The sequence below is a fragment of the Cellulosimicrobium sp. PMB13 genome, from assembly GCF_051294865.1.
Taxonomy (GTDB): Bacteria; Actinomycetota; Actinomycetes; order Actinomycetales; family Cellulomonadaceae; genus Cellulosimicrobium.
Map to the genome: position 1 here is coordinate 4,534,716 of NZ_CP145910.1, position 22,589 is coordinate 4,557,304.

Here is a 22,589-nt window from a genome sequence, read left to right on the forward strand (position 1 = left end):
CCGAACACGACCCTGCGCGCTGTCGAGCACGACATGAGGGCCGTTGTGGCGCGCAGGACGACCGTCAGGTCGTGTTCGGCAGGGAAGCCCGGCCGGCGGAGCCGGTCAGCGGACGAGCAGGGTGCCGTCGTCGTCGAGCGAGACGACGACGCGGCGCTCCCACGCCGGGTCCGGCGCCGGGAAGTCGGTGCGGAAGTGGCCGCCGCGGCTCTCCGTGCGCAGCGTCGCCGCCGCGGTGAGGGCCGTCGCGACCTGGTGGATGTTCGTGGTCTCCCACTCCGCCGCCTGCGGCTGCGCGACGACGTCGCTCGCCTCGTGCGCGTCCGTGCGGATCGCGGCGAGGCGGCGCTCGGCGGCAGCGAGGCCCTCGGCGTCGCGGATGACGCCGGGCCCGGCGGACGCGACCGACTGGATCCGTGACCGCGCGGCCGCGGCGACGAGCGCGGACGGCCCGGGGCGGGGCGAGGGCGTCCCGAGGACGAGGTCGCCCGCTGCGACACGGCCGGTGATCTCGCGCGCCGCGCGGTGGGCGAACACGAGCCCTTCGAGCAGCGAGTTGGACGCGAGCCGGTTGGCGCCGTGCACCCCGGTGCAGGCGACCTCGCCGATCGCGTACAGGCCGTCGAGCGACGACCGTCCGTGCAGGTCCGTGATGACACCGCCCGAGTGGTAGTGCTGCGCGGGGGCGACGGGCACGGGCTCCTCGGTCCAGTCGATGCCGTTGTCGAGCAGCCGCTCGGTGATCGTCGGGAACCGCGAGCGCAGGAAGTCGGCGCCGAGGTGCCGCGCGTCGAGCAGCACGTGGTCGGACCCGGTCGCGGCCATCTGCCGGACGATCGCGTGCGCGACGACGTCGCGCGGCGCGAGCTCGGCCATCGCGTGCTGCGCGGGCATGAAGCGGTGCCCGTCGGTGTCGAGGAGGATCGCGCCCTCGCCGCGCACCGCCTCCGAGATGAGCGGGAGCTGGCCCTTGGCACCCAGGCCGAGCCAGAGCACGGTCGGGTGGAACTGGACGAACTCGAGGTCCCCGAGCGCCGCGCCCGCGCGCAGCGCGGCGGCGATCCCGTCGCCCGTCGCCTGGGGCGGGTTCGTCGAGGACCGGAAGACCTGGCCCACTCCCCCGGTCGCGAGCACCACGGCCCGCGCGAGCGCCGCGCCGACGCCGTCGCGCGTGCCCTCGCCCTTGACGTGGAGCGTCACGCCACAGGCTCGCGGCCGCCCGCCCGGCTCGTCGTCCGGCGCGGTGGTGAGGACGTCGAGGACCAGCGCGTTCTCGATGACCTCGATGCCGGGGTCGGAACGTACCGCGTCGAGCTGCGCGACGAGGGCGCGCGAGATCTCGGCACCCGTGGCGTCGCCGCCGGCGTGCGCGATCCGGTCGGCGTGGTGCCCGCCCTCGCGCGTGAGCGCGATGTCGCCGTTGGCGGCGCGGTCGAACCGCGCGCCCAGCGCCACGAGCTCGCGCACACGTGCCGGTCCCTCGGTGACGAGCACCTCGACCGCGACCGGGTCGCACAGCCCGCCGCCCGCCACGAGCGTGTCCGCGAGGTGCGCCTCCGGGGAGTCCTCCGGGTCGAGCGCCGCGGCGATGCCGCCCTGCGCCCAGACCGTCGACCCCGACGACAGCTCGCCCTTCGTGACGAGCAGGACCCGCGGCACGCGCGTGCGCAGCTCGAGCGCCGCGGTGAGCCCCGCGATGCCGGACCCGACGACGATGGCGTCGGCCGTCGTCGTCCAGCCGGGCTCCGGGGCGGCGAGGGAGCGGGCGAGCGTGCTCACCCGCGCCGCGCCGCGCCGTCGGGCAGGCCGGTGGGCACCGTTCCGGGGACGCTGTCGTGGCCCGCGTCATGACCCGCCCGGACGGCCGCGAAGGCCAGCCCGCTCGGCTCCAGCCCGCGCGCCGCGGGGACGTCCGGCACGAGGCCCGGCTCGTCCGAGAGCTCGACGATGCGGTTGCGCTCGTCGACGAACACGACGTGCGGCAGGTAGGTGAGCGCGTCCTCGTCGGAGAGCGTCCCGTACGCGATGAGGATGACGACGTCGCCCGGGTCCACGAGGTGCGCCGCGGCGCCGTTGATGCAGACCTGGCCCGCGCCGCGCTCGCCGGGGATGACGTACGTGGTCAGGCGCGCGCCGTTCGTCACGTCGACGACGTCGACCTGCTGGCCCGGGTAGAGGTCGGCCGCGTCGAGCAGGTCGGCGTCCACGGTGATCGAGCCGACGTAGTGCAGGTCAGCCTGCGTCACCGTCGCGCGGTGGATCTTGCCGATCATCATGGGGCGCTGCAGCGACGCCGGGCGTCGCTCGGCGGGGCGGGGGGTCGGCGCGGTCACGCGGTTCCTCCTGGGTGCTGGGCACGGTCGCCGGCCGTCGGGACGCCCGGGTCGCGGGCACCGGCGGCTGCACGGATCTTGACGGCCGTGTTGTCGATGAGTCGGGTGGTGCCCACGCGCGCGGCCACGAGGAGGAGTCCCGGGCCGACGGCGCCGGGCGCCAGGTCCTCCACGGTAGCCGGGTCGACGAGCACCAGATAATCCGGGTCAACACCGGGAGCACCGTCGAGGATTCCCCGCGCCGTGGCGAGGACCTCTGCGGCGTCGGCGCCCGCGTCCGCCGCGTCCGCTCCCGCGCGCAGCGCACGGCTCAGCGCGAGCGCGTGCTCGCGCTCCTCGGGCGTGAGGTACGCGTTCCGGGACGAGCGCGCGAGCCCGTCGCTCTCGCGGACCGTGGGCACGCCAAGGATCTCCACGTCGACGTCGAGGTCGGCCACCAGGCGCCGCACCGCGAGGAGCTGCTGCGCGTCCTTCGCGCCGAACACCGCGACGTCGGGCCGGACGAGGTGCAGGAGCTTGAGCACGACCGTGAGGACGCCGTCGAAGTGCCCCGGCCGGGACGCGCCCTCGAGCACGGCGCCGATGCGGCCGGACGTCACCCGCACGATCGGCGCGTCGCCGCCCTGCCCGAAGCCCGGGTACATCTCCTCGACGCCCGGGGCGAGCACGAGGTCCACGCGGGCGTCGGGGCCGGCGGACGCGAGGAGCGTGACGTCGCTCGCGACGTCACGCGGGTAGCGCTCGTAGTCCTCGCCCGGGCCGAACTGCAGCGGGTTCACGAAGTCCGTGACGACGACCTCTCCGTCCGCGCCCACGGCCTCCCGCGCGCGCCGCACGAGCTCGAGGTGGCCCGCGTGCAGCGCGCCCATCGTCATGACGACCGCTCGCCGCGGCCGGCTCGCGGGGGCGGGTCGGTCGGCGAGAGCGGCGCGCAGGTCGGCGCGTGTCGTCACGACGCGGGGGGCCGTCGGTCCCGTGCCGCGGTCGGCCGTGCCCGAGCCGTCGTCGATCAGGTCCGCGCCGCGGTCCCGGCTCATCGTGGTCCTTCCTGGTGACCGTCCTGGTCGTCGTCGGGCGTGAGGTCCGGCGCCTCGTCCGGGGCGGCGTCCAGAGCGTCGAGCACGGCCTGCGCCGCGGCGGCGTCGATGCGCCCGGTCGCGCGGGCCCGGACCGCCGCCCCGCGGCTCAAGGTCGTGTACGACGGCGGCACGTCGGCCGCGTCGCTCGTCGCCGCGAGCGCGCGCAGGGCGGCGAGGTGCTCGACGATCGTCCCCACGTCGCCGCGCGACACGGGCCCGGTGAGCGCCGAGATCGCGCCCGCGGCTCCCCCGGCCCCCGACTCCGCGCCGCGGTCGGCGGCCCGGGTCGCGCCGTCGAGCGCGGCCGAGAGCAGCGGCGCGAGCACGCGGCCCGGCTGCTCGACCCCCGCCGCCTCCAGCGCCTGCGCCGCCTGCGCGACGAGCACGACGAGGTGGTTCGCGCCGTGCGCGAGGGCTGCGTGGTAGAGCCCGCGGGACTCCTCCGCCACGACGACCGGCTCTCCGCCGATCTCGACGACGAGCGCCTGCCCGATCGGCAGGACCGGCGTCGGCCCCGTCACGGCGAACGTCGTCCCCTCGAGGCGCGACAGGTCGAGCGACGTCCCGGTGAACGTCATCGCGGGGTGGATCGCGAGCGGGATCGCGCCCGCCGCGCGCGCCGGGTCGAGCACCGCAGCGCCGTAGCGGCCCGACGTGTGCACGACGATCTGGCCCGGCTGCCACGCCCCGACGTCGGCGAGGCCGCGCACGAGACCCGGCAGCGCGTCGTCGGGCACCGCGAGGAGGGCGAGCTCGGCGCGCTCGACGACCTGCGGCACCTCGAGGACGGGCACGCCCGGCAGGAGCGCGTCGATGCGGTCGTGCGAGGCCTCCGAGATGCCGCTCGCCCCGACGACGGCGTGGCCCGTCGCGCGCAGCGCGCTGCCCAGCACGGCGCCGACACGACCCGCGCCCACCACGCCGACGCCGAGCCGTCCGGGGCGGCGCGCCTCGGGTGCGGTCACTGGTCGCTCCCCGCGTCGCGCCTGCCGCTCAGCGCGTCCGGCACGGCGTCGGGCGCCGCGCCAGGTGCGTCCGGGGCGGGGCCGGCCGGGACGTCGAGGGGCACCTCGTCGCGCCGCATCCACAGCTCCGGGCCCTGGTGCGCCCGGGCCTCGTGGGCCCGGGCCGCCTGCGTGTCGAGGAGGTGCGCGGCGTCCGCGGAGTCGAGGTGGTAGACCTTCGGGACGACCGGGCCGGGCGTCGAGTGCACGGCGAACGTCGCGACGTCGAACCGGCGCTGCAGCGGACCCTGCTCGATGCCGAGGGACTGCGTGCGCTCGTGCGGCACGACGACGAGGCTGCGGAACACCCGGCCCGAGCGCAGCACGAGCGCGCGCTCGGTCACCGCGAACCCGCTGCGACGCCACGAGACCAGGTCGAGGAGCCGGGCCCGCCGCGGCATCGCCACGAAGTGCTCGCCCGCGTCGCGCCCCGACAGCCCTTCGTCGAGGAGAGCGCGCGGGTCGGCCGTCCCGAGGTCCGGCAGGACGAGCCACAGGGCCGCGAGCGCCTCGTCGCGCGTGCCGACGGGCAGCAGGACGCTCTTCGTCTGGGAGCCGTCGGCGCTCGGCCCGTACCCGGCGACGTTGACGTCGACGCGCCACCAGTCCGGTCCCCGCCAGAACGGACCCTGGTGCAGCCGCACCGCCTGGACCCGGCCGGGAGGGATGGTCTGCGACCGAGTCTCGAGGAGGCCGTGGCGCAGCCGGATGCCGTCGGGCGAGATCGCGGAGCGGAAGCCGAACTCGCCCGTGAACCGCTGGAACAGGTAGCCACCGAAGCCGAGGACGGCCGGCAGCGCGCTGAACAGGATGCCGATCTCGCGCGTGCCGATGACGACGCCCACGATGCCGAGGAGGCCGAGGACGAGGCCCAGCGTCGCGCCCGAGCGCAGGAGCGACGCGACGAGCCGCCCCGGCTGGAGCGCGGTGACGGGCTGCTCGGGCGCTTCCTGCAGGGGCGCAGGAACGGCCTGCCCGTCCGGCGCAGGCCCGGCGGCGGCGCCGTGCGCGGGCTGGTCGGCCGGTCCGTGCGTGCCGGACGGGCTCGCGGGGGCCGCCCCGACCCGCAGGCCCGCGGCGCGAGCGAGCAGCTCGACGCGCAGCCGGTCCGCGTCGTCCTGCTTGAGGAAGCCGAGCTTGACGCCCGAGTCCCCGCCGCCCGCGACCTCGAGCTTGAGCTCCGCGAGGCCGAAGAACCGGGCGAGGAGCGGCTGCACCACGTCGACCGCCTGCAGGCGGTCGAGCCGAGCACGCCGCTGCTGGCGGAACAGGACCCCGGTACGCAGGTGCACCGACTCGTCGTCGACCGCGTAGCTCGTCATGCGCCACGCGAGCGCCGAGTAGCCGAGCCCGACGAGGCCGATGGCCAGCACGCCGAGCAGGATCTGCCACCAGCGGTCGCCCTCGAGGAGGTTCTGCCCCTCGGGCAGTCCGTTGAGCGTCTGCTGGCCGACGACGACGAGCAGCACCGCGATGACCGTCCAGCCGCGCACGAGCGGCGTGACGGGGTGCACGCGCTGCCAGGCGAGCGCCGTCGTCGACCCCTCGGGGGGCGCTACGTCGTGGCCGCGCTCGTCGTGGACGTGGTCGTCCTGGGCCGGCGCGTCGGGCGGGCCGGGGACGTCGCCGCTCACAGGCCCGCCAGACGAGCCTCGCCGCGCGACGCGAGGCGGTCGCGCAGGCGGTCCGCCTCGGCGGGCTCGAGGCCGTCGATCGTCGCGTCCGTCGACGCGGACGCCGTGTGGAGCTGGATCTGCGCGATGCGCAGCTTCCGCGCGAGCGGGCCTGCCTGGACGTCCACGTACTGCATGCGCCCGTACGGCACGACGACGAGCGAGCGGAACATGATGCCCTTGCGGATGAGCAGGTCGTCGTCGCGCTCCGCGTACCCGATGGCGCGGACCTGGCGCGGGACCAGCAGCAGCGCCCAGAGGGCGATCAGCGCGAGCACGCCGAGGACGAGCCACTGCCACCAGTGCGGGAACAGGATCGCGAGGACGACGACCGGGACCGCGAGGACGGCGAGCGTGATCACCGTCGAGAGGAGGCGCGCCGTGATCAACCGTGGGGACACGCGCGACCACACGATCCCGGGCGGGTCGAACGGACCCGCGGCGTCGCGCGTCAGGGCTCGGTCGGAGTCGGTCATGTCTCGATTCTCCCATCCGGCGGGTGCCACCGGGTCGAGGTCAGGCGGAGGCGCCGGCCTCGCCGTCGGCCTCGGCCGCCCTGCGGCGCTCGGCACCCGGCTCGTCCTCGTCGCCCGGGGGCGGCAGCTGGCAGAACCGCTCCGCGAGCAGACCCGCCCCGGCCAGGACGACGGCGCACGCGACCGCGATGCCGGCAGCGACGGCCCGGTCGCGTCGCGCCTCGATCGCGAGGTCCGGGACCGCGGCGAGCACCTGCGCGCCGTACCAGCCCGTGAGCAGCGCCCCGGTGAGCGCCGCGGCCTTCGCGAGCACGAAGGTCCGTGCGGCACGGATCGGGTCGAGCCCCGGGCGGCGACCCTTCTGGTACGCGCGCACCACCCAGCCTGCCCAGAAGACTCCGGCCGCGAGCGCGACGATCGCGACGTCGACCACCCACGGGACCGCTGGGAGGTACGTGCCGCGACCCTCGACGAACCGCACGACGAGCCAGCCCACCACCGCCGTGACGACCGCGACGAGCAGCAGGGTCCGGACGGACGTGCGGCGCATCAGTGCTGCGAGGCCGACGGCGGGGCGGACACCGGCGGGAACGGTGACCAGTGCTCGGTCCCCGGCGGGACCGGCTGGGCCGGCTCCGCCGGCGTCCCCGGGGCGGGGGCCGCCCCCTGGGCGGGAGGCGACGGCGTGAGGGGCCGGAGCACCTGGTGCAGCGCCGGGTCCGCGAGCGGCCCGGGCGCAGCGCCCGGCGCACCCGTCGGCGCGTCGTCCCGGGTTCCTGACGGCGAGCCCACCGGGGCGAACGGCACCCCGCGGATGATCTCCTCGTCCCGCACAGGCTCGGCCGCCTCTGCCGGCCACGACGGCTCGCCGCGCCACGTCGGCTCGCCCGGGCGGCGCTCCGGCTCCTCCGCGTGCACCGGGCTGAAGACCGGCACCGCGACGAGCGGCTCGGCCGGACCAGGAGCCGGATCCGTGACGGCCATGACGGGCGGGAACGGCGAGGGCGGCGTGGACGGTCCGCCGTGCGGGGCGGACGTCGCGTGCGGGGCGGAGGCGTGCGGCGCCGCCTGGGAGCGTGACGGCGGGTCGAACGGGAACGGCGACGGCTGCTCGGTCTCGGGCACGCCCCCGGGTCCCGCCGCAGGGGCGGGAGCCGCCGGCGGGCCGGTCCGGGCATCCGGTGCGGGCGGCACCGCCGGGGCGTGCGGGCCGGTCTGAGCGTCCGGGGCCGGTGGCACCGCCGGGTCGTGGTCCGGCGGACCCGCCTGGACCGCCCGCGCGGGCGTCGGAGCAGGCGGAGGCGTCGGCGCGGACGGCGGGACCTGAGCCGGCGGTCCTGCCTGCGCCGGCTCGCCGCCGTCGGGTGATGCCGGACCGGCGCTCGCGATCGGCACGGCGCCCGTCGGGTTCGGCGCCCCCTCGGTGAGCCAGTCGAGCGCGAGCCAGCGGATCCCTGCCCGGTCCGGGGCCGTCGCGGCGAGCGCGGCCACGGGACCGCCGCCCAGGCCCGGCAGCACCGCGCCCGGGTCGATCTGCGACCACGGTTCCAGCACGAACGCGCGCTCGTGAGCACGCGGGTGCGGGAGCTCGAGGTCGTCGGCGACCGCCGTCAGGGAGCCGTAGACGATGAGGTCGACGTCGAGGGTGCGCGGCCCCCAGCGCTCGTGCCGGACACGGCCGTGCGCTCGCTCGACGGCCTGGCACGCCTCCAGGAGGTCGCGCGCGGACAGCCGCGTGCGCGCGAGCACGACGGCGTTGAGGAAGTCGGGCTGCTCCGGACCCACGGCCGCCGTGCGCGCGAGCGGGGACACCTCGGTCAGCTCGAGGCCCGAGATGCTGTCGAGGTCCGTGATCGCGTCACGCAGGGTCTGCTGCGCGTCTCCGAGGTTCGCGCCGAGCGCCAGGACGACCTCGACGAAGTCGGCGGGGACGTCGTTCATCCGGTCGCGCTCGCGCACCTCCTCGCCGGCCGGGGGCACCGCGACCGGCGGCTCGGCCGCCGGAGACTCGGCGGCCGGGTGCCCGGCTACCGCCGGTCCGGCGGGCGTGGGCTCGGCGCTCGGCGCTGCGTCGGCACCGGCGTCCGGGGCCACGGAGGCCGCAGGGCCCGTCGCGACCGCGACGTCGGGCACCTCGTCCGCCGGGGGCGCCGGGTGGCCGGTCGGGGCGCTCGTCGGTACGGCGTCCACGAACGGCGGCGGCACCGACGGGGCGCCCAGATCGGACAGGTCCTGAGCCGGGTCCGGCTCCTGCGCCGAGGCGACCCCCCAGGACGGGGCGACCTCCTGCGGTGCGAGGAGCGGGGCCTCGCGCGTGGCGGTGTCGGAGACCGGGTCGTGCGCGGCCTGCGCGTCGGCGGGCTGGCCGTGCGCGACGACTGCCGCAGCATGGTCGGAGGCGTCGTGGGCGGGCTGGTGCGCGACACCGGTCTCCTCGCCGCCGTCGTCCTGGGGACCGGAGGCGCCCTGAGGCGCGTCCGTCCGCCCGGAGAGCGGGTCCTCGACGGCCTGAGGTCCCGGACCCGGTGGGGGCACCGGCACTCCGCCAGCGGGGTGGCCGAGCGCGTCCACCGTCGCGGCGGTCGGAGCGGTGGTGGGAGCCTCCGCGACCGACCCGGCGTCCGAGGCCCCGGTGGCCGGGGAACCGGTGGCCGAGAGCCCGGCCGGGGCGGCGACGTCGGGCACGGCCGTGAACGGCTCCGGCTCGGCCGGCCGCTCGACCGTGCTCGCGGGCGGGATGCTCGGCGGCATGACGGCCGGGGCCTCGGCGAGCACCGGCTCGGGCTCCGGGTCGCGTGCGGTCTCCACGCCGTGGATGAGCGCGGGCGCCACCGAGCCGACGGGGATGGGGGCCACCGGTGGTGCCTCGCGCGCGTCGTGCCGCCGGGCGAGGGGCGCCACGACCGGGACGACGACCCGGTCTCGGCGGATGACGACCTCGACGTCCTCGAACGGCACGGTGATCGGCGCCTGCGGCTTGTGCACGGCCACGTCGACCGCCACGACGTCGGGGTGCGTGAGGATCGTCGCGGCGATGCGCTCGGCGACCGTCTCGACGAGGTCGGCCGGCGAGCCCTCGAGGACGGCGACGACGTCCTCCGCGACCCCCGCGTAACTCACGGTGTCCGCGAGGTCGTCCCCGCGTGCCGCCTCGCGCGTGTCGAGGTGCAGCACGACGTCGGCGCGGAAGAGCTGCCCCTCGGCCTTCTCGTGCTCGAGCACGCCGTGGTGTCCGGTCGCGCTGAGCCCGGTGAGGCGGATCCGGTCGAACGGCCGGCCGTCCGCGTCGAGGACCGCTCCTGCGAACGCTGTGGTCACGTCGTGCTCCCGTCCTGACGTGGGAGCACGTGGCGTCCGGGGACGCTCGTGCTCCGCTGTCTCGTGCGATCGGTCGTGCCGATCGGTCGTGCCGTTGCTGTCGATCGCTGGTGGATCGCTGTCGATGCTGTCACTCACGGCGCTGTCGTGCCGCCGCCGCCCATCCTGCTAGGTCGCGGGCCGCTCCGTCGAGTCCCGGACCGTCGCCGCACCCGGGACTGCGGCACGTGCCCGGTCCCAGGCCGCGACGACGCGGACCGCGTCGGCCGACGCGCGGACGGCGTGCACGCGCACGCACCACGCCCCGGCCGCGGCCGCGAGCGTCGTGACGGCGGCGGTCGCGTCGTCGCGCGCCAGAGGCGGGACCGCCTGCCCGTCCGGGCCCGCGAGGAGATGGCCCAGGAAGCGCTTGCGGGACGCTCCCACGAGCACCGGCAGACCGAGGTCCTGGAGCTCGCCCAGTCGCGCGAGGAGCGGCCAGTTGGACGCTCCCGACTTCGAGAACCCCAGTCCCGGGTCGAGGACCACCTGCTCGCGCCGGACTCCCGCCGCGTGCAGCGTCTCGAGCCGCGCGGCGAGCTCCGCGCGCACGTCCGTGACGACGTCGTCGTAGTCCTCGAGGTCGTCCATGACGTCGGCGTGCCCACGCCAGTGCATGCACACGTACGCGACGCCGGTGCGCGCGACGACGCCCGCCATGCCCGGGTCGGCGAGGCCGCCCGAGACGTCGTTGACGATCCGGGCCCCCGCCGCGACGGCCTGCTCGGCGACCACGGCGCGCGTGGTGTCGACCGACACGACCGCCCCGTCCGCCGCGAGCGCGGCCACGACCGGCAGGACGCGCGCCAGCTCCTCCGCCACCGGGACGCGGCTCGCCCCCGGTCGTGTCGACTCGCCGCCGACGTCCAGGATGTCGGCGCCCTCGTCGAGGAGCTCGCGCCCGTGCGCGACGGCGGCGTCGGGCTCGTACCACTCGCCGCCGTCGGAGAACGAGTCCGGCGTGACGTTGACGACGCCCATGACGAGCGTCCGGTCGAGCCCGGCGAGCATCTCGAGGCCGGCGACCGCGCGCGAGCGCGTCGGGCGTGGCGCGCCGCCGGGACTCATACGGGTCAGCGGCCCAGGATGAGGCTCATCGCCTCGGCACGGGTCGCGGCGTCGCGCATCTGGCCGCGGACCGCCGACGTGACGGTGCGCGACCCCGGCTTGCGCACGCCACGCATGGACATGCACAGGTGCTCGCACTCCACGACGACGATGGCGCCGCGCGGCTGCAGGTGCTCGACGAGCGCGTCGGCGACCTGCGACGTGAGTCGCTCCTGGACCTGCGGCCGCCGCGCGTAGACGTCGACGAGCCGCGCGAGCTTCGACAGCCCGGTGATGCGACCGTCGACGTTCGGGATGTAGCCGACGTGCGCGACGCCGTGGAACGGCACGAGGTGGTGCTCGCACGTCGAGTACACCTCGATGTCCTTGACGAGCACCATCTCCTCGTGGCCGAGGTCGAACGTCGTCGTGAGGACGTCCCCCGGCTCCTGGCGCAGGCCCGCGAAGATCTCGCGGTAGGCGCGCGCGACCCGGGCCGGCGTCTCGCGCAGGCCCTCGCGCTCCGGGTCCTCGCCGACGGCGAGCAGCAGCTCGCGCACCGCGGCCTCGGCCCGCTCGGCGTCGTACGGGGGGACGTCCGCGGGAGCAGGCAGGTCCTCGGCCGACCGCGAGCGCGTGATGCCGCTCGGCGCAGAGTCCGTGCTCATCAGGCCTGTCCCGGCCCGCGGGCGTCGCTCACGCCGTCACCGGCGTCGGCACCGCCGATCGCGCGGTCGAGCGGGGAGCTCGCGGGGACCTCGCCGATGCGCTCGGGCGGGAGCTCGTCGTTCGCCGCCGCGGCCTCGTCCTGCGGGATCACGGGGTGGCCGTTCTGCGCGGCCTTCTCGGCGGCGGTGAGGACGGGACCGCGCTGGGACACCGAGCGCTGCTCGCTCGACAGCCACACGTCGCGCGGGTCGCGCTTGATCACCGGCTCGAAGACGCGCGCGAGCTCGGCCTGGTTGAGCGTCTCCTTCTCGAGCAGCTCGAGCACGAGCGCGTCGAGCACGTCGCGGTACTGCGTGAGCACCTCCCACGCCTCGTCGTGCGCGGCCTCGACGAGCTTGCGCACCTCGTGGTCGACCGTGCCCGCGACCGACTCGGAGTAGTCGCGCGTGTGCCCCATGTCGCGGCCCATGAACGGCTCGCCCGACCCCGTGCCGAGCTTGATCGCGCCGACGCGCTCGCTCATGCCGTACTCGGTGACCATCTTCTTGGCGATCGCGGTGGCCTTCTCGATGTCGTTCGAGGCGCCCGTCGTGGGGTCGTGGAACACGAGCTCCTCGGCGACGCGGCCACCCATCGCGTACGCGAGCTGGTCGAGGAGCTCGTTGCGCGTGGTCGAGTACTTGTCCTCGGTCGGCATGACCATCGTGTACCCGAGCGCGCGGCCGCGCGGGAGGATCGTCACCTTCGTGACGGGGTCCGTGTAGCGCATCGCCGCGGCGACGAGGGCGTGGCCGCCCTCGTGGTACGCCGTGATCTTCTGCTCCTTGACGTTCATCACGCGCGTGCGCTTCTGCGGACCCGCGACGACACGGTCGATGGCCTCGTCGAGCGCGCGGTCGTCGATGAGCTGGGCGCCGCTGCGCGCCGTGAGCAGCGCGGCCTCGTTGAGCACGTTCGCGAGGTCGGCGCCCGTGAAGCCCGGCGTGCGGCGTGCGACGGCGGCGAGGTCGATCTCGGGGACGATCGGCTTGCCCTGCGCGTGCACGCGCAGGATCGCCTCGCGGCCCTTGAGGTCCGGCGCCTCGACGGCGATCTGCCGGTCGAAGCGGCCCGGGCGCAGGAGCGCCGGGTCGAGGATGTCCGGGCGGTTCGTCGCCGCGATGAGGATGACGTTCGTCTTGACGTCGAACCCGTCCATCTCGACGAGGAGCTGGTTGAGCGTCTGCTCGCGCTCGTCGTGCCCGCCGCCCATGCCGGCACCGCGGTGGCGGCCGACGGCGTCGATCTCGTCGACGAAGATGATCGCCGGCGAGTTCTCCTTGGCCTGGGTGAACAGGTCGCGCACGCGGCTCGCGCCGACGCCGACGAACATCTCGACGAAGTCCGAGCCGGAGATGGTGTAGAACGGCACGCCGGCCTCGCCCGCGACGGCGCGCGCGAGCAGCGTCTTGCCCGTCCCGGGAGGCCCGTAGAGCAGCACGCCCTTGGGGATCTTCGCGCCCACCGCCTGGAACTTGTCGGGCTCGGCGAGGAACTCCTTGATCTCGTGGAGCTCCTCGACGGCCTCGTCGGCGCCCGCGACGTCCGAGAAGGTGACCTGCGGGGTGTCCTTCGACACCAGCTTGGCGCGCGACTTGCCGAAGCCCATGACGCGCGAACCGCCGCCCTGCATGCGGGAGAGCAGGAACCAGAACAGCACGCCGATGATGAGGAACGGGATGAGCAGCCCGAGCAGCGACGACCAGAACGACGGCTGCGCGACCTCGGAGTTGTACCCGTCCACCGGCTCGGCGGCCACGACGGCGTCCACCACGGCCTCGCCCTGCGGCGCGACGTAGAAGAACTCGACGTTCGTGCCGTAGTCGTGCTCGTCGTCCGTGCCCTCGTCGGTCACGTAGTTCTCGGACAGCGTCAGGCGGACGCGCTGGTCGCCGTCGACGATGAGCGCCTGGTCGACGGTGTCGCCGGTCAGGAGCTCGAGGCCCGCGGACGTGTCGATGCGCTGGACGGTCGGCCGCGACAGCGTCGTGAACGCGATCCACAGGATCACGAGGCCGAGCACGATCCAGACGATCGGCCCACTGAGAATCTTCTTGATGTTCATCGGCGACGGGGCGCGCGCCCCGGATCCCTCCGCTCGCGCAAGTGTTCGGGCTCGAAACTACACGCTGGACCTTGACGTCCGCTGTGCTTCACGGCCCTGTTCGCCCAGGGCGTGGACGGACGCGCCGCACGACCGCCCGCGAGGGCGACCGTGCGGCGTCGGGCTGCAGAGCGCCTCAGGCCGAGTAGACGTGCGGCGCGAGCGTGCCGACGAACGGCAGGTTGCGATACTTCTCGGCGTAGTCCAGGCCGTACCCGACGACGAACTCGTTGGGGATGTCGAACCCGATGTACCGCACGTCCACGTCGGTCTTCGCGGCGTCGGGCTTGCGCAGCATCGCCGCGATCTCGACCGACTCCGGGCCGCGCGAGCGCAGGTTCGACAGGAGCCAGGACAGCGTGAGGCCCGAGTCGATGATGTCCTCGACGATGAGCACGTTGCGGCCCGTGAGGTCGGCGTCGAGGTCCTTGAGGATGCGCACCACGCCCGACGACTTGGTGCCCGAGCCGTACGACGACACCGCCATCCAGTCCATCTCGACGGGGTGGCTCAGGCGCCGCGCGAGGTCGGCCATGACCATGACCGCTCCCTTGAGCACGCCGACGAGCAGGAGGTCCTTGCCCGCGTAGTCACGGTCGATCTGCGCGGCGATCTCGTCGAGCCTCTGGGCGAGCTGCTCCTCGGTGAGCAGCACGTTCTCGAGGTCGCCTGCGACGTCCGATGCTTCCACGGGTGACGCTCCTAGGTCTGGGGTGCAGGGGTGGGGGCGGTGGTCGGTGCCGGGTCCGTGCGGAGGGGTGGCCCCGGAGGACCCAGAGCAAGCCTGCCACACGACCGGCGCCCCCGGAGATCGCCTGGCAGGTGCACCGCGCCCTGCCCGCGCCAGTCGACGACGAGCGCGTCCAGCGCGTCGACGTGGACCCCGAACAGGTCGCTCGCGGGACAGCCGGCGCGCAGCGCCGCGGCGCGCAGCGCCCGTCGCCGGAGCGCGGGGTGCGCCGTGGCGAGCACGTCCAGGTCCAGCTCGACCACGGTGCCCACGGGGCCGACGTCGGGGGCGACGAGCGCCCGGTCGAGGAGGCCGGCGGCGAGCGCGTCGAGCAGGTCGGCGTCGTCGCGCAGCAGGTCGGCGGTCCGTGCGAGCGCCGGCACGGCGCCCGGGCCGAGCACCTCGACGAGCACCGGGACGACGGCCGCCCGCACGCGCGAGCGCAGCGGCGCACCCGGGCCGGGCCCCGAGGCCGCCCCGGCGACCCGTCGTCCTGCCCCGCCGGGCACGTCGTTGGTCGGGTCGTCCCACCAGTCGAGGGCGAGGGTCCGGCACACCGCCTCGGTGTCCGTGCGGCGCAGCCCGAGGAACGGGCGGCGCAGGATCCCGCGGCGCGGCGCCATGCCGGCGAGCGAGCGCCCCCCGGCCCCGCGTGCGAGGCCGAGCAGGACGGTCTCCGCCTGGTCGTCGAGCGTGTGGCCGAGCAGGACCGCGACGGCGCCCTGCGCGGTGGCCGCCGCGTCGAGCGCCGCGTACCGCGCGTCGCGTGCGTCGGCCTCCGGGCCGGCCCCGGACGCGGGGACGACGACGCGACGCACCTCGACCGGGTCGAGCCCGAGCCCGCGGCACCGGTCGGCCGCCTCGGCCGCGACCTCCGCGCTCCCCTCCTGCAGCCCGTGGTCCACGACGACCGCGCCCGCCCGCAGCCCGAGCCGCGGCGCGACGAACGCCGCCGCCGCGGCGAGCGCCGTCGAGTCCGCGCCGCCCGAGCACGCGACGAGCACGAGGTCGCCCGCGGCGAGGTCCGCGAGCGCCGCCCGCACCGCGCGGCGCGCGTCCGCCACGACGGGCGCCGGTCCCCCCACGACGCTCAGCCGTGGACGCGGCGCACCCACGCGCGCGCGTCGGCGATCTCGCGGGCCGTGGGCAGGTTCTCGGGCGCCGCCCACACGGCGTTGAAGCCGTCGCGACCCACGTCCTTCTCGACCGCGCGCACGAACGCGGCGCCGTCGCGGTACTGCGCGATCTTGGCGTCCATCCCGAGGACCCGGCGCAGCACGACGTCCGCGCCCGACGCCCCTGCGCCGTCTCGGCGCGCCTCGAACTTCCGGCGGATGCTGCGCACCGTGCGGACCGTGCGCGGCCCGACGGCGTCCATCGCGACGTCGGCGTGCCCCTCCAGGAGGGCCATGACCGCCGAGACGTCCTCGAGCTGGCGGCGCTCGTCGTCGGTGAGGAACCCGTGGACGAGCGTGCCGCCCTCGCCCCGCACGGCGTCGAGCACCGCGCGCCCCACGGTCCGCAGCTTCTCCCCCAGCCGTGCCTCGGCGAGCCGCCGCGACGACGCGGACAGGTCGGTGAGCAGGCTCCCCGCGCGCTCGCGCAGGTGCGACGCGAGCCAGGGTGCCGTCGCGAACTGCAGCGCGTGCGTCTGCTCGTGCAGGCACACCCAGAGCCGGAAGTCGGCCGGGACGAGATCGAGCGCGCGCTCGACCTGCAGCACGTTGGGCGCGACGAGCACGAGGCGCCCCGGCTCTCCGGCCGGCAGCTCTCGGTCCGTCCCGCCGTCGGTCCGGCCGCCGGACTCGGCCGCGGCAGCCGAGCCGCTGTACGGGTCGAACTGCCCGAGCACGCGGCTCGCGAGGACCGCGAGCACGGAACCCACCTGCGCGGCACCGACGAGCGCGGTCGCCTGCGGCACGCGCGGCGGGCGGTCGGACCCGTCGGAGAGCAGCGCGTCCGCGACCCCTGCGGTGAGCGACGCCATGATCTCCGTGTTCGCCTGCGCCCAGCGCGCCCGGTCCACGACGAACACCGACCCGAGCTCGGCCGGGCGCGCGACGCCGGCGGGCGTCATGCGCGTCACGTCGAGCACGTGCGGCACCGCGCGCGACGCCGCGTCCCGCAGCCCGTCGACGAGGTCCGCGAGCTCGTCGCGCGACGCCTGCGGGCCGGGGCGGGCGAGCCGTCCCGCGACCTGCGCGGCGGCGGACCAGTCCACGATCGACGGCCCGACGGGCGGGCGGTCGGGCTTCTCGACGAGCGTCACCGCTCCACGGTATCCCTGCCGCGACCGTGGCCGCCCTCGACGAGAGCGCGTGGCAGGGGTACCGCACCGCCGGGCTCACCGGGTGGGACGAGTGGTTCGAGCACGGCCTGCGAGCCACCGACGACTTCCTCGACGGTCGGGACCAGGGATCTGCGGACGAGCGCGACGCCCTGTGAGCTCGCTCTACCTGCTCGACACGAACGTCCTCATCGCGCTGCTCCGTGGCCGTGGCGAGTCCGCCCGCGCACGGCTCCGGCAGGCCGAGGGCCGCATCGCCGTCTCCACCGTGAGCGAGATGGAGCTCGCGTGCCGCGTCGAGCGGTCCCGGGACGCCCATCGCAACCGGCAGGCGGTCGACGAGCTGCTGTCCCTCGTCGAGGTGATCCCTCTCGACAGCATGGCAGCGATGCACGCGGGCAGGATCCGGGCGATGCTCGCCGACCGCGGCACGCCGATCGGGCCCTACGACGCGCTCCTCGCCGGCCACGCGCGGTCGCTCGGGCTCGTCATGGTGACGAACAACGTCGGTGAGTTCTCCCGGGTCCCTGGCCTCGAGATCGAGGACTGGCTGGCCGGCGACGGGGCTCCGGGCGCCCGCTGAGCAGGCCCGGCGGGTCAGCCGGTGCAGCCGCACTCCGCGAGCGTGCCCACGAAGTCGTCGAGGATGATGCGCGCGCCGTACGTGCCGCCGTCGGGCACGGCGTCGGTCATGAGCGCGAAGACGAGCAGGCGGTCGTCGGCGGTGACGACGGTCCCCGCGAGCGACGTGACGTTCGGCAGGCTGCCCGTCTTCGCCCGCACGACGCCGCGGCCCGCGTTGTCGAGGAAGCGGTCGTCGAGCGTGCCCGAGAGCCCGGCGACGGGCAGCCCGACGGCCGCGGTGCGCAGCTGCGGGTGACCCGCGTCGGCGAGCAGGCGCACGACGTCGGCGAGCTGGCGCGGCGTGAGCGACGACCCGTCCCCGAGGCCCGAGCAGTCCGCGAGCACGGCGCCCGTGAGGTCGACGCCGAGGCGTTCCACGGCGGCGCGCACGGCCTGCGTCGCGCCCTCGGCGGAGCCCGGCAGACCTGCGTCCAGGGCGACGACGCGCCCCACGACCTCGGTGATCGTGTTGTCGGAGTGCTGGAGGAGGTAGTCGACGACGTCCCCCAGCGGCGCGGACTCGACCTCGCCGACGACGCGGCCGTCGTCGGGCGCGGGCGCACGCACGGGGTCGCCCTCCACCGTGATGCCCTGCTCGCCGAGCGCCGTCGCGAACGCCTGGGCCGCGGCGAGGGCCGGGTCCTCCGCACGGCGCGCGTACTCCTCGTCCTCGAGACGCGCGATGTCGACGGCGAGCGCCGCGACCGGCGCGATGTACCCCGCCGGGACGTTGCCGGGGAACACGGAGGGGTTGACGGCGGGACCGGTGAAGTACGTGTCGTCGAGGCGGAGCGTCACGGTCGTGCGCCCGGTGAGGCGCAGCTCCTCGGACACCTGCGCGGCGAGGTCGGCGAGCCCTGCGCGACCGTTGACCGCCGTGGGGTCACCGGCCCCGGCGGCGAGCATCATGTCGCCCCCGCCGACGAGCACGACCGTGTCCTGGCCCTCGAGGACCGCGCGCGTCACGAGCGTCGTGCGCGGGCCGGGGGACGTGAGCGCGGCGGCCGCCGTGAGCACCTTGATCGTCGACGCCGGGACGTGCCCCGTGCCCGCGCCGGCCTCGCCGAGCACCTCGCCCGTCGTCGCGTCGAGCACGAGCGCGCCGACCCGCGGGCCGAGGCGCTGGTCCGCCACGAGCGCGTCGGTGAGCTCCTGGACCGTCCCGGCCGCAGGGACCGGTGCCGCGTCGTCGAGCACGGGGAGCCCGGCGACGAGCGGCGGCGCGGCCACCGCGCCGGGCGCGTCGGGGAAGGGCGCCGGCTCGGGCGGGAGGGGCTCCGTCGTGAGCAGGCCGGGGACGACGTCGGCGGCGTCCGCGACGAGGTAGCCCCCGGTGAGCGCCAGGACGACGCCGAGCGCCACCCCCGCGCGCGTACCCCAGCCCATGCGACTCCCCTGTTCGTGACCTCCGGTGCGGACGTGCCGGGCGTCGGCGAGGACAGGACCGGGCGCGAGCACGTGCGCATTATCACTCACCGGGCCGCGTTCACCCGCACTCCTGAGCCCGTCCGACGAGGGCGCCCGTGTCACACTAGGAGCCGCACGACGGCGTCGTCCGTCGATCAACCCGACCAGCCACCGCCCGAGAACCGCGGTGCCGGTACGACTGGAGGACAGCAGTGGAGTTCGACGTCACGATCGAGATCCCCAAGGGCCAGCGCAACAAGTACGAGGTCGACCACGCGACCGGCCGGATCCGTCTCGACCGCATGCTCTTCACGTCGACGCGCTACCCCGACGACTACGGCTTCATCGAGGGAACCCTCGGTGAGGACGGCGACCCGCTGGACGCCCTCGTGCTCCTGGAGGAGCCCACGTTCCCCGGCTGCCTCATCCGCTGCCGCGCGCTCGGCATGTTCCGCATGCGCGACGAGGCCGGCGGCGACGACAAGGTGCTGTGCGTCCCCACGGGCGACCAGCGTGCCGCGTGGCGCCAGGACATCGACGACGTGTCCGACTTCCACCGTCTCGAGATCCAGCACTTCTTCGAGGTCTACAAGGACCTCGAGCCCGGCAAGTCCGTCGAGGGCGCCCACTGGACCGGCCGCGCCGAGGCCGAGGCCGAGATCGAGCGCTCCATCCAGCGCGCCATCGACAGCGGGTACCACACGCCGGGCCACTGACACCCGGTCCAGCACGCACGACGGCGGCCGCCCACCTCGCGAGGTGGGCGGCCGCCGTCGTCTGTCACGGGCGGGCGAGCCCGTTCCGGTACGCCCAGACGACGACCTGCACGCGGTCGCGCAGGCCCAGCTTGGAGAGGACCCGGCCGACGTGGGTCTTGACCGTCGCCTCCGAGAGGAACAGCCGCGCGCCGAGCTCCGCGTTCGACATCCCGTCCGCGAGCAGCGCGACGACGTCGCGCTCTCGCTCCGTGAGGACGTCGAGGGCGCGTTCGCGCGCCGCGACGTCCGGGAGCGCGGGGACGACCTGCGCGAGGAGGCGTCGCGTGGCAGACGGCGCGATCACGGCGTCGCCCCGGTGCACGGTGCGCACGGCCGCGAGCAGCTCCTCGGTCGGCGCGTCCTTGAGCAGGAACCCCGCGGCGCCGGCGCGCAGCGCCGCGTAGACGTACTCGTCGAGGTCGAACGTCGTCAGGACGAGCACCCGGCAGGGCGGCATCCCGGCCGCCAGCAGCCGGGTGGTCGTCTCGATACCGTCCAGCACCGGCATGCGGACGTCCATCACGACGACGTCCGCGCGTCGCTCGCGCTGCACGGCGAGCGCCTGGGCCCCGTCGGCAGCCTCCCCGACGACGCACAGGTCCGCGGCGGCGTCGATCACGGCGACCGCCCCGGCGCGGACGAGGTCCTGGTCGTCGACGACCAGCACCCGGATCATCGCGCCTCCTCGGGTCGTGACCGCGCGCCCGTCGGCAGGACGTCGGGACGACGGTGCGTGAAGGGGATCGTCGCGGCGACCGTCCAGGCGCGACCTGTCCGGACCTCGAGCGTCCCGCCCGTCGCCTCGACCCGCTCCCGCATCCCCACGAGACCGAGACCGGCCCCGGGGCCGGTCCCGGGATCCCGCTCGTCACAGGGACCAGGACGGTTCGGCGACGCCGCACGGAGGCGCCCCGGCGCCGGGCTCGCACCGGGCGGCACGTCGGCGACCTCCAGGTCGAGCCGGTCCGCGTGCCACGTGAGGGTGACCGTCGACGTCGACCCGGGCACGGCGTGGCGCGCACCGTTGGTCAGCGCCTCCTGGACCGTGCGGAACACGGCGAGCCCGGCGGTCGGTCCGAGCGGCGCGGGAAGACCCGACTCGACGACCCGCACCGTGCGCCCCGTCGCCCGGACACGCTCGACCAGCCCGGGCAGGTCGTCGAGCGTCGGTGCCGGGTTCGAGAGCAGCGTGCCGTCGACCGCGTCCCCCGGCTCCGCTCGGAGCACGTGCACCAGGCCGCGCATCTCGCGCAGCGCCTCGCGTCCCGTCTCCTCGACGACCTCCAGCGCCTGCGAGGCATGCCGGGGGTCCGCTCGTCCCACCCTGGCCTGGGCGACGACCACCGAGAGCGAGTGCGCGACGACGTCGTGCATCTCGCGGGCGATCCGCGTGCGCTCCGCCAGCACCGCCCGCGCGGCCCGCTCCTCACGCTCCGCCTCCGCCCGGACCCGCCCGGCCTGCGCCTCGAGCCGCACCCGCTCCTGCGCCCGACGGAGCAGCCCCATCGTCCAGGCGACCACGACGAGAGCGAGGAGGAGCAGGCCCAGCAGCCACGGGCTCGGACCGACGGCCGACGCCGTCGCGCTCGGGTCGTCGCGGTACCGGAGCACGGTCACGGCCGCGCCGACGACGCCGGTCACCAGGCCGAGCGGACGCGCCGGGCCCCACGCGGTGCACGCCTGGACCGAGACGAGGAACACGAGCGCGGAGGGCAGCAGGAAGTACAGTCCCGTGACGGCGAGCAGGCCGGCCAGCGCGACGGCGACCACGACGTGCGAGAGCACCGGTGCCGACCGGCGTGCGGCGAGCGCGACGTGCGCGACCGCCGCGAGCGCCACGACGGCCCAGGCCTCGCGCGCCGGGAGCGAGGCCACGGCGACGACGCACGTCGCGGGCAGCAGGACGAGCGCCACCGCCCCGGCGAGCAGCACGTCCCCCCGCGGGGGCAGCACGCTCATGGGGCGACGGTCCTTCGCGCGGCGCGCACGGTGACGTCCGGGGCGGCGTGCCGTTCGCGCCCGGAGCGGACAGCGAGGCGGGCCGCGTCGCGCGCGTCCAGGGTCGCGACCAGGAGCGCGACGCCGATCACGAGCCACGTGGCGTACGTCAGCGCGACGAGGACGGTGATCGCCCCCGCGTCGAGGTCGACGGGGCCGTCGTCCAGGCCCAGGAGCTGCGCGGCGGTACCGAACACCATGAGAGCTCCCATCGTCAGGCCCGCGGACGCCGCGACCCATCCGACCGCCTGCAGCCCACCCCGCACGAGCCGGCCCGGCAGCGGTCGGTGCGTCAGCGCGAGCGCCAGCAGGGCGGCGGTCGCGAACAGCGCGAGCTCCATCAGCGGCACTCCCCCCGTGTGCGGCTCGGGCCGTCCGAGCGTACCGCCCAGCCACCAGTAGACCTTGAGCGCCGGGTACGGCACGCACATCACCAGCGCGAGCGCGCGCGGCCAGCGGCGGTGGACCGGAGCGGAGCCCGGCGTGGTCGCCGACCAGGTGTGCAGCGCCGTGACGACCGCCGTCGTCGCGCTCAGCGCGCGCACCAGCGCACCCCGGACGTCGACGACCGCGAAGTCGCCCGCCGGGATCCCCGTCACCGCGAAGAACGCGCGGAACGCGTCGAGCGCGAGTCCCCCGGCCGCCCAGAAGAGCAGGACGACGGCGCCCCAGCCGAGCCCGACGACGAGCGACCTGGGCGTCGTCCGGCTGCGGGACACGGCGAGCGCGACCAGCGCGAGCGCCCCGGCGGCCGGTGCGACCCCGAGCGGCGCGAAGATCGCCGAGTACCCCTCGGGCGGCGGACCGGTCCACCGCAGGACGCCGGCGGCGAGGGTCGCGGAGGCCGTGACGGCAGCCGTCACGACGAGCGCCGTGGGGACGGGCGGGCGGGACGAGAGCGTGGAGGTGTCGTTCATGTGACCAGGCTCGCCACCGGCCCGCCCCGCGCGCGTCGACCGCAGGTCGTGACGGTGCGCGACCCAGGTCGCGCGTCGCGCCCGGCA

General features: G+C 75.8%; 20 protein-coding genes. 2 read left to right on the top strand and 18 right to left on the bottom strand.

The features are described from left to right. Positions 1-105: 105 nt before the first annotated feature. The 14 genes from V5D56_RS20175 to V5D56_RS20240 all read right to left on the bottom strand — a co-directional run bounded on the left by V5D56_RS20175 (position 106) and on the right by V5D56_RS20240 (position 16,780). Entirely contained in the window at positions 106-1,779 is a 1,674-nt protein-coding gene (locus V5D56_RS20175) for an L-aspartate oxidase (protein ID WP_435737044.1), read from the bottom strand. Then, positions 1,776-2,276, bottom strand: a complete 501-nt coding sequence (gene panD, locus V5D56_RS20180; protein ID WP_435739086.1) for an aspartate 1-decarboxylase — start codon at positions 2,274-2,276, stop codon at positions 1,776-1,778. The genes V5D56_RS20175 and panD overlap by 4 nt, the downstream gene beginning before the upstream one ends. A 53-nt stretch (positions 2,277-2,329) precedes the next feature. Beyond that, a complete protein-coding gene (panC, locus tag V5D56_RS20185) occupies positions 2,330-3,370 on the bottom strand; it encodes a pantoate--beta-alanine ligase (RefSeq protein ID WP_435737045.1) in 1,041 nt (346 codons plus the stop codon). Further along, the gene (locus V5D56_RS20190) at positions 3,367-4,377 is read right to left on the bottom strand and encodes a Rossmann-like and DUF2520 domain-containing protein (RefSeq protein ID WP_435737046.1); all 1,011 of its coding nucleotides are present in this window, start codon (positions 4,375-4,377) and stop codon (positions 3,367-3,369) included. Before V5D56_RS20190 ends, panC begins: the two co-directional genes overlap by 4 nt. Beyond that, a complete protein-coding gene (locus tag V5D56_RS20195) occupies positions 4,374-6,050 on the bottom strand; it encodes a PH domain-containing protein (protein ID WP_435737047.1) in 1,677 nt (558 codons plus the stop codon). Before V5D56_RS20195 ends, V5D56_RS20190 begins: the two co-directional genes overlap by 4 nt. Next, entirely contained in the window at positions 6,047-6,565 is a 519-nt protein-coding gene (locus V5D56_RS20200; protein ID WP_435737048.1) for a PH domain-containing protein, read from the bottom strand. The genes V5D56_RS20195 and V5D56_RS20200 overlap by 4 nt, the downstream gene beginning before the upstream one ends. 40 nt (positions 6,566-6,605) lie before the next feature. Further along, positions 6,606-7,115, bottom strand: a complete 510-nt coding sequence (locus V5D56_RS20205) for a DUF3180 domain-containing protein (RefSeq protein WP_435737049.1) — start codon at positions 7,113-7,115, stop codon at positions 6,606-6,608. Then, positions 7,115-9,883 carry a 2-amino-4-hydroxy-6-hydroxymethyldihydropteridine diphosphokinase gene (gene folK / locus V5D56_RS20210; RefSeq protein ID WP_435737050.1) on the bottom strand — a complete coding sequence of 923 codons (2,769 nt, stop codon included), beginning with the start codon at positions 9,881-9,883 and terminating at the stop codon, positions 7,115-7,117. The genes V5D56_RS20205 and folK overlap by 1 nt, the downstream gene beginning before the upstream one ends. Positions 9,884-10,051: 168 nt before the next feature. Next, on the bottom strand, positions 10,052-10,990 hold the full coding sequence (gene folP, locus V5D56_RS20215; protein ID WP_435737051.1) for a dihydropteroate synthase: 939 nt from the start codon (positions 10,988-10,990) through the stop codon (positions 10,052-10,054). A gap of 5 nt (positions 10,991-10,995) precedes the next feature. After that, positions 10,996-11,637 (bottom strand): GTP cyclohydrolase I FolE, encoded by a 642-nt coding sequence (folE, locus tag V5D56_RS20220; RefSeq protein ID WP_435737052.1) that lies wholly within the window; start codon positions 11,635-11,637, stop codon positions 10,996-10,998. After that, on the bottom strand, positions 11,637-13,742 hold the full coding sequence (ftsH, locus tag V5D56_RS20225; RefSeq protein ID WP_435737053.1) for an ATP-dependent zinc metalloprotease FtsH: 2,106 nt from the start codon (positions 13,740-13,742) through the stop codon (positions 11,637-11,639). The genes folE and ftsH overlap by 1 nt, the downstream gene beginning before the upstream one ends. Before the next feature lie 175 nt (positions 13,743-13,917). After that, complete coding sequence (gene hpt / locus V5D56_RS20230; RefSeq protein ID WP_435737054.1) at positions 13,918-14,472, bottom strand: hypoxanthine phosphoribosyltransferase; 555 nt, start codon at positions 14,470-14,472, stop codon at positions 13,918-13,920. Positions 14,473-14,483: 11 nt separating this feature from the next. Further along, a complete protein-coding gene (tilS, locus tag V5D56_RS20235; RefSeq protein WP_435737055.1) occupies positions 14,484-15,596 on the bottom strand; it encodes a tRNA lysidine(34) synthetase TilS in 1,113 nt (370 codons plus the stop codon). A gap of 5 nt (positions 15,597-15,601) precedes the next feature. Continuing rightward, complete coding sequence (locus V5D56_RS20240; protein ID WP_435737056.1) at positions 15,602-16,780, bottom strand: zinc-dependent metalloprotease; 1,179 nt, start codon at positions 16,778-16,780, stop codon at positions 15,602-15,604. Between the two features lie 172 nt (positions 16,781-16,952). Between V5D56_RS20240 and V5D56_RS20245 the strand changes: the two genes are divergently transcribed. Beyond that, positions 16,953-17,381, top strand: a complete 429-nt coding sequence (locus tag V5D56_RS20245; protein ID WP_435737057.1) for a type II toxin-antitoxin system VapC family toxin — start codon at positions 16,953-16,955, stop codon at positions 17,379-17,381. A 14-nt stretch (positions 17,382-17,395) separates the two neighbouring features. On the opposite strand, the gene dacB is transcribed toward V5D56_RS20245, so the two are convergent. Next, positions 17,396-18,808, bottom strand: coding sequence for a D-alanyl-D-alanine carboxypeptidase/D-alanyl-D-alanine endopeptidase (dacB, locus tag V5D56_RS20250; RefSeq protein WP_435737058.1), 1,413 nt, complete (start codon positions 18,806-18,808; stop codon positions 17,396-17,398). Positions 18,809-19,041: 233 nt separating this feature from the next. Here dacB and V5D56_RS20255 point away from each other — a divergent pair, with 233 nt between their 5' ends. After that, positions 19,042-19,545: an inorganic diphosphatase gene (locus tag V5D56_RS20255; RefSeq protein WP_030144047.1), complete on the top strand. Its 504-nt coding sequence runs from the start codon at positions 19,042-19,044 to the stop codon at positions 19,543-19,545. A 64-nt stretch (positions 19,546-19,609) separates the two neighbouring features. On the opposite strand, the gene V5D56_RS20260 is transcribed toward V5D56_RS20255, so the two are convergent. The 3 genes from V5D56_RS20260 to V5D56_RS20270 are packed head-to-tail and all read right to left on the bottom strand — an operon-like array spanning position 19,610 to position 22,502. Continuing rightward, positions 19,610-20,263, bottom strand: coding sequence for a response regulator (locus V5D56_RS20260; RefSeq protein ID WP_435737059.1), 654 nt, complete (start codon positions 20,261-20,263; stop codon positions 19,610-19,612). Beyond that, on the bottom strand, positions 20,260-21,546 hold the full coding sequence (locus tag V5D56_RS20265; RefSeq protein ID WP_435737060.1) for a sensor histidine kinase: 1,287 nt from the start codon (positions 21,544-21,546) through the stop codon (positions 20,260-20,262). Before V5D56_RS20265 ends, V5D56_RS20260 begins: the two co-directional genes overlap by 4 nt. Continuing rightward, complete coding sequence (locus tag V5D56_RS20270) at positions 21,543-22,502, bottom strand: hypothetical protein (RefSeq protein ID WP_435737061.1); 960 nt, start codon at positions 22,500-22,502, stop codon at positions 21,543-21,545. The genes V5D56_RS20265 and V5D56_RS20270 overlap by 4 nt, the downstream gene beginning before the upstream one ends. Positions 22,503-22,589 lie beyond the last annotated feature (87 nt).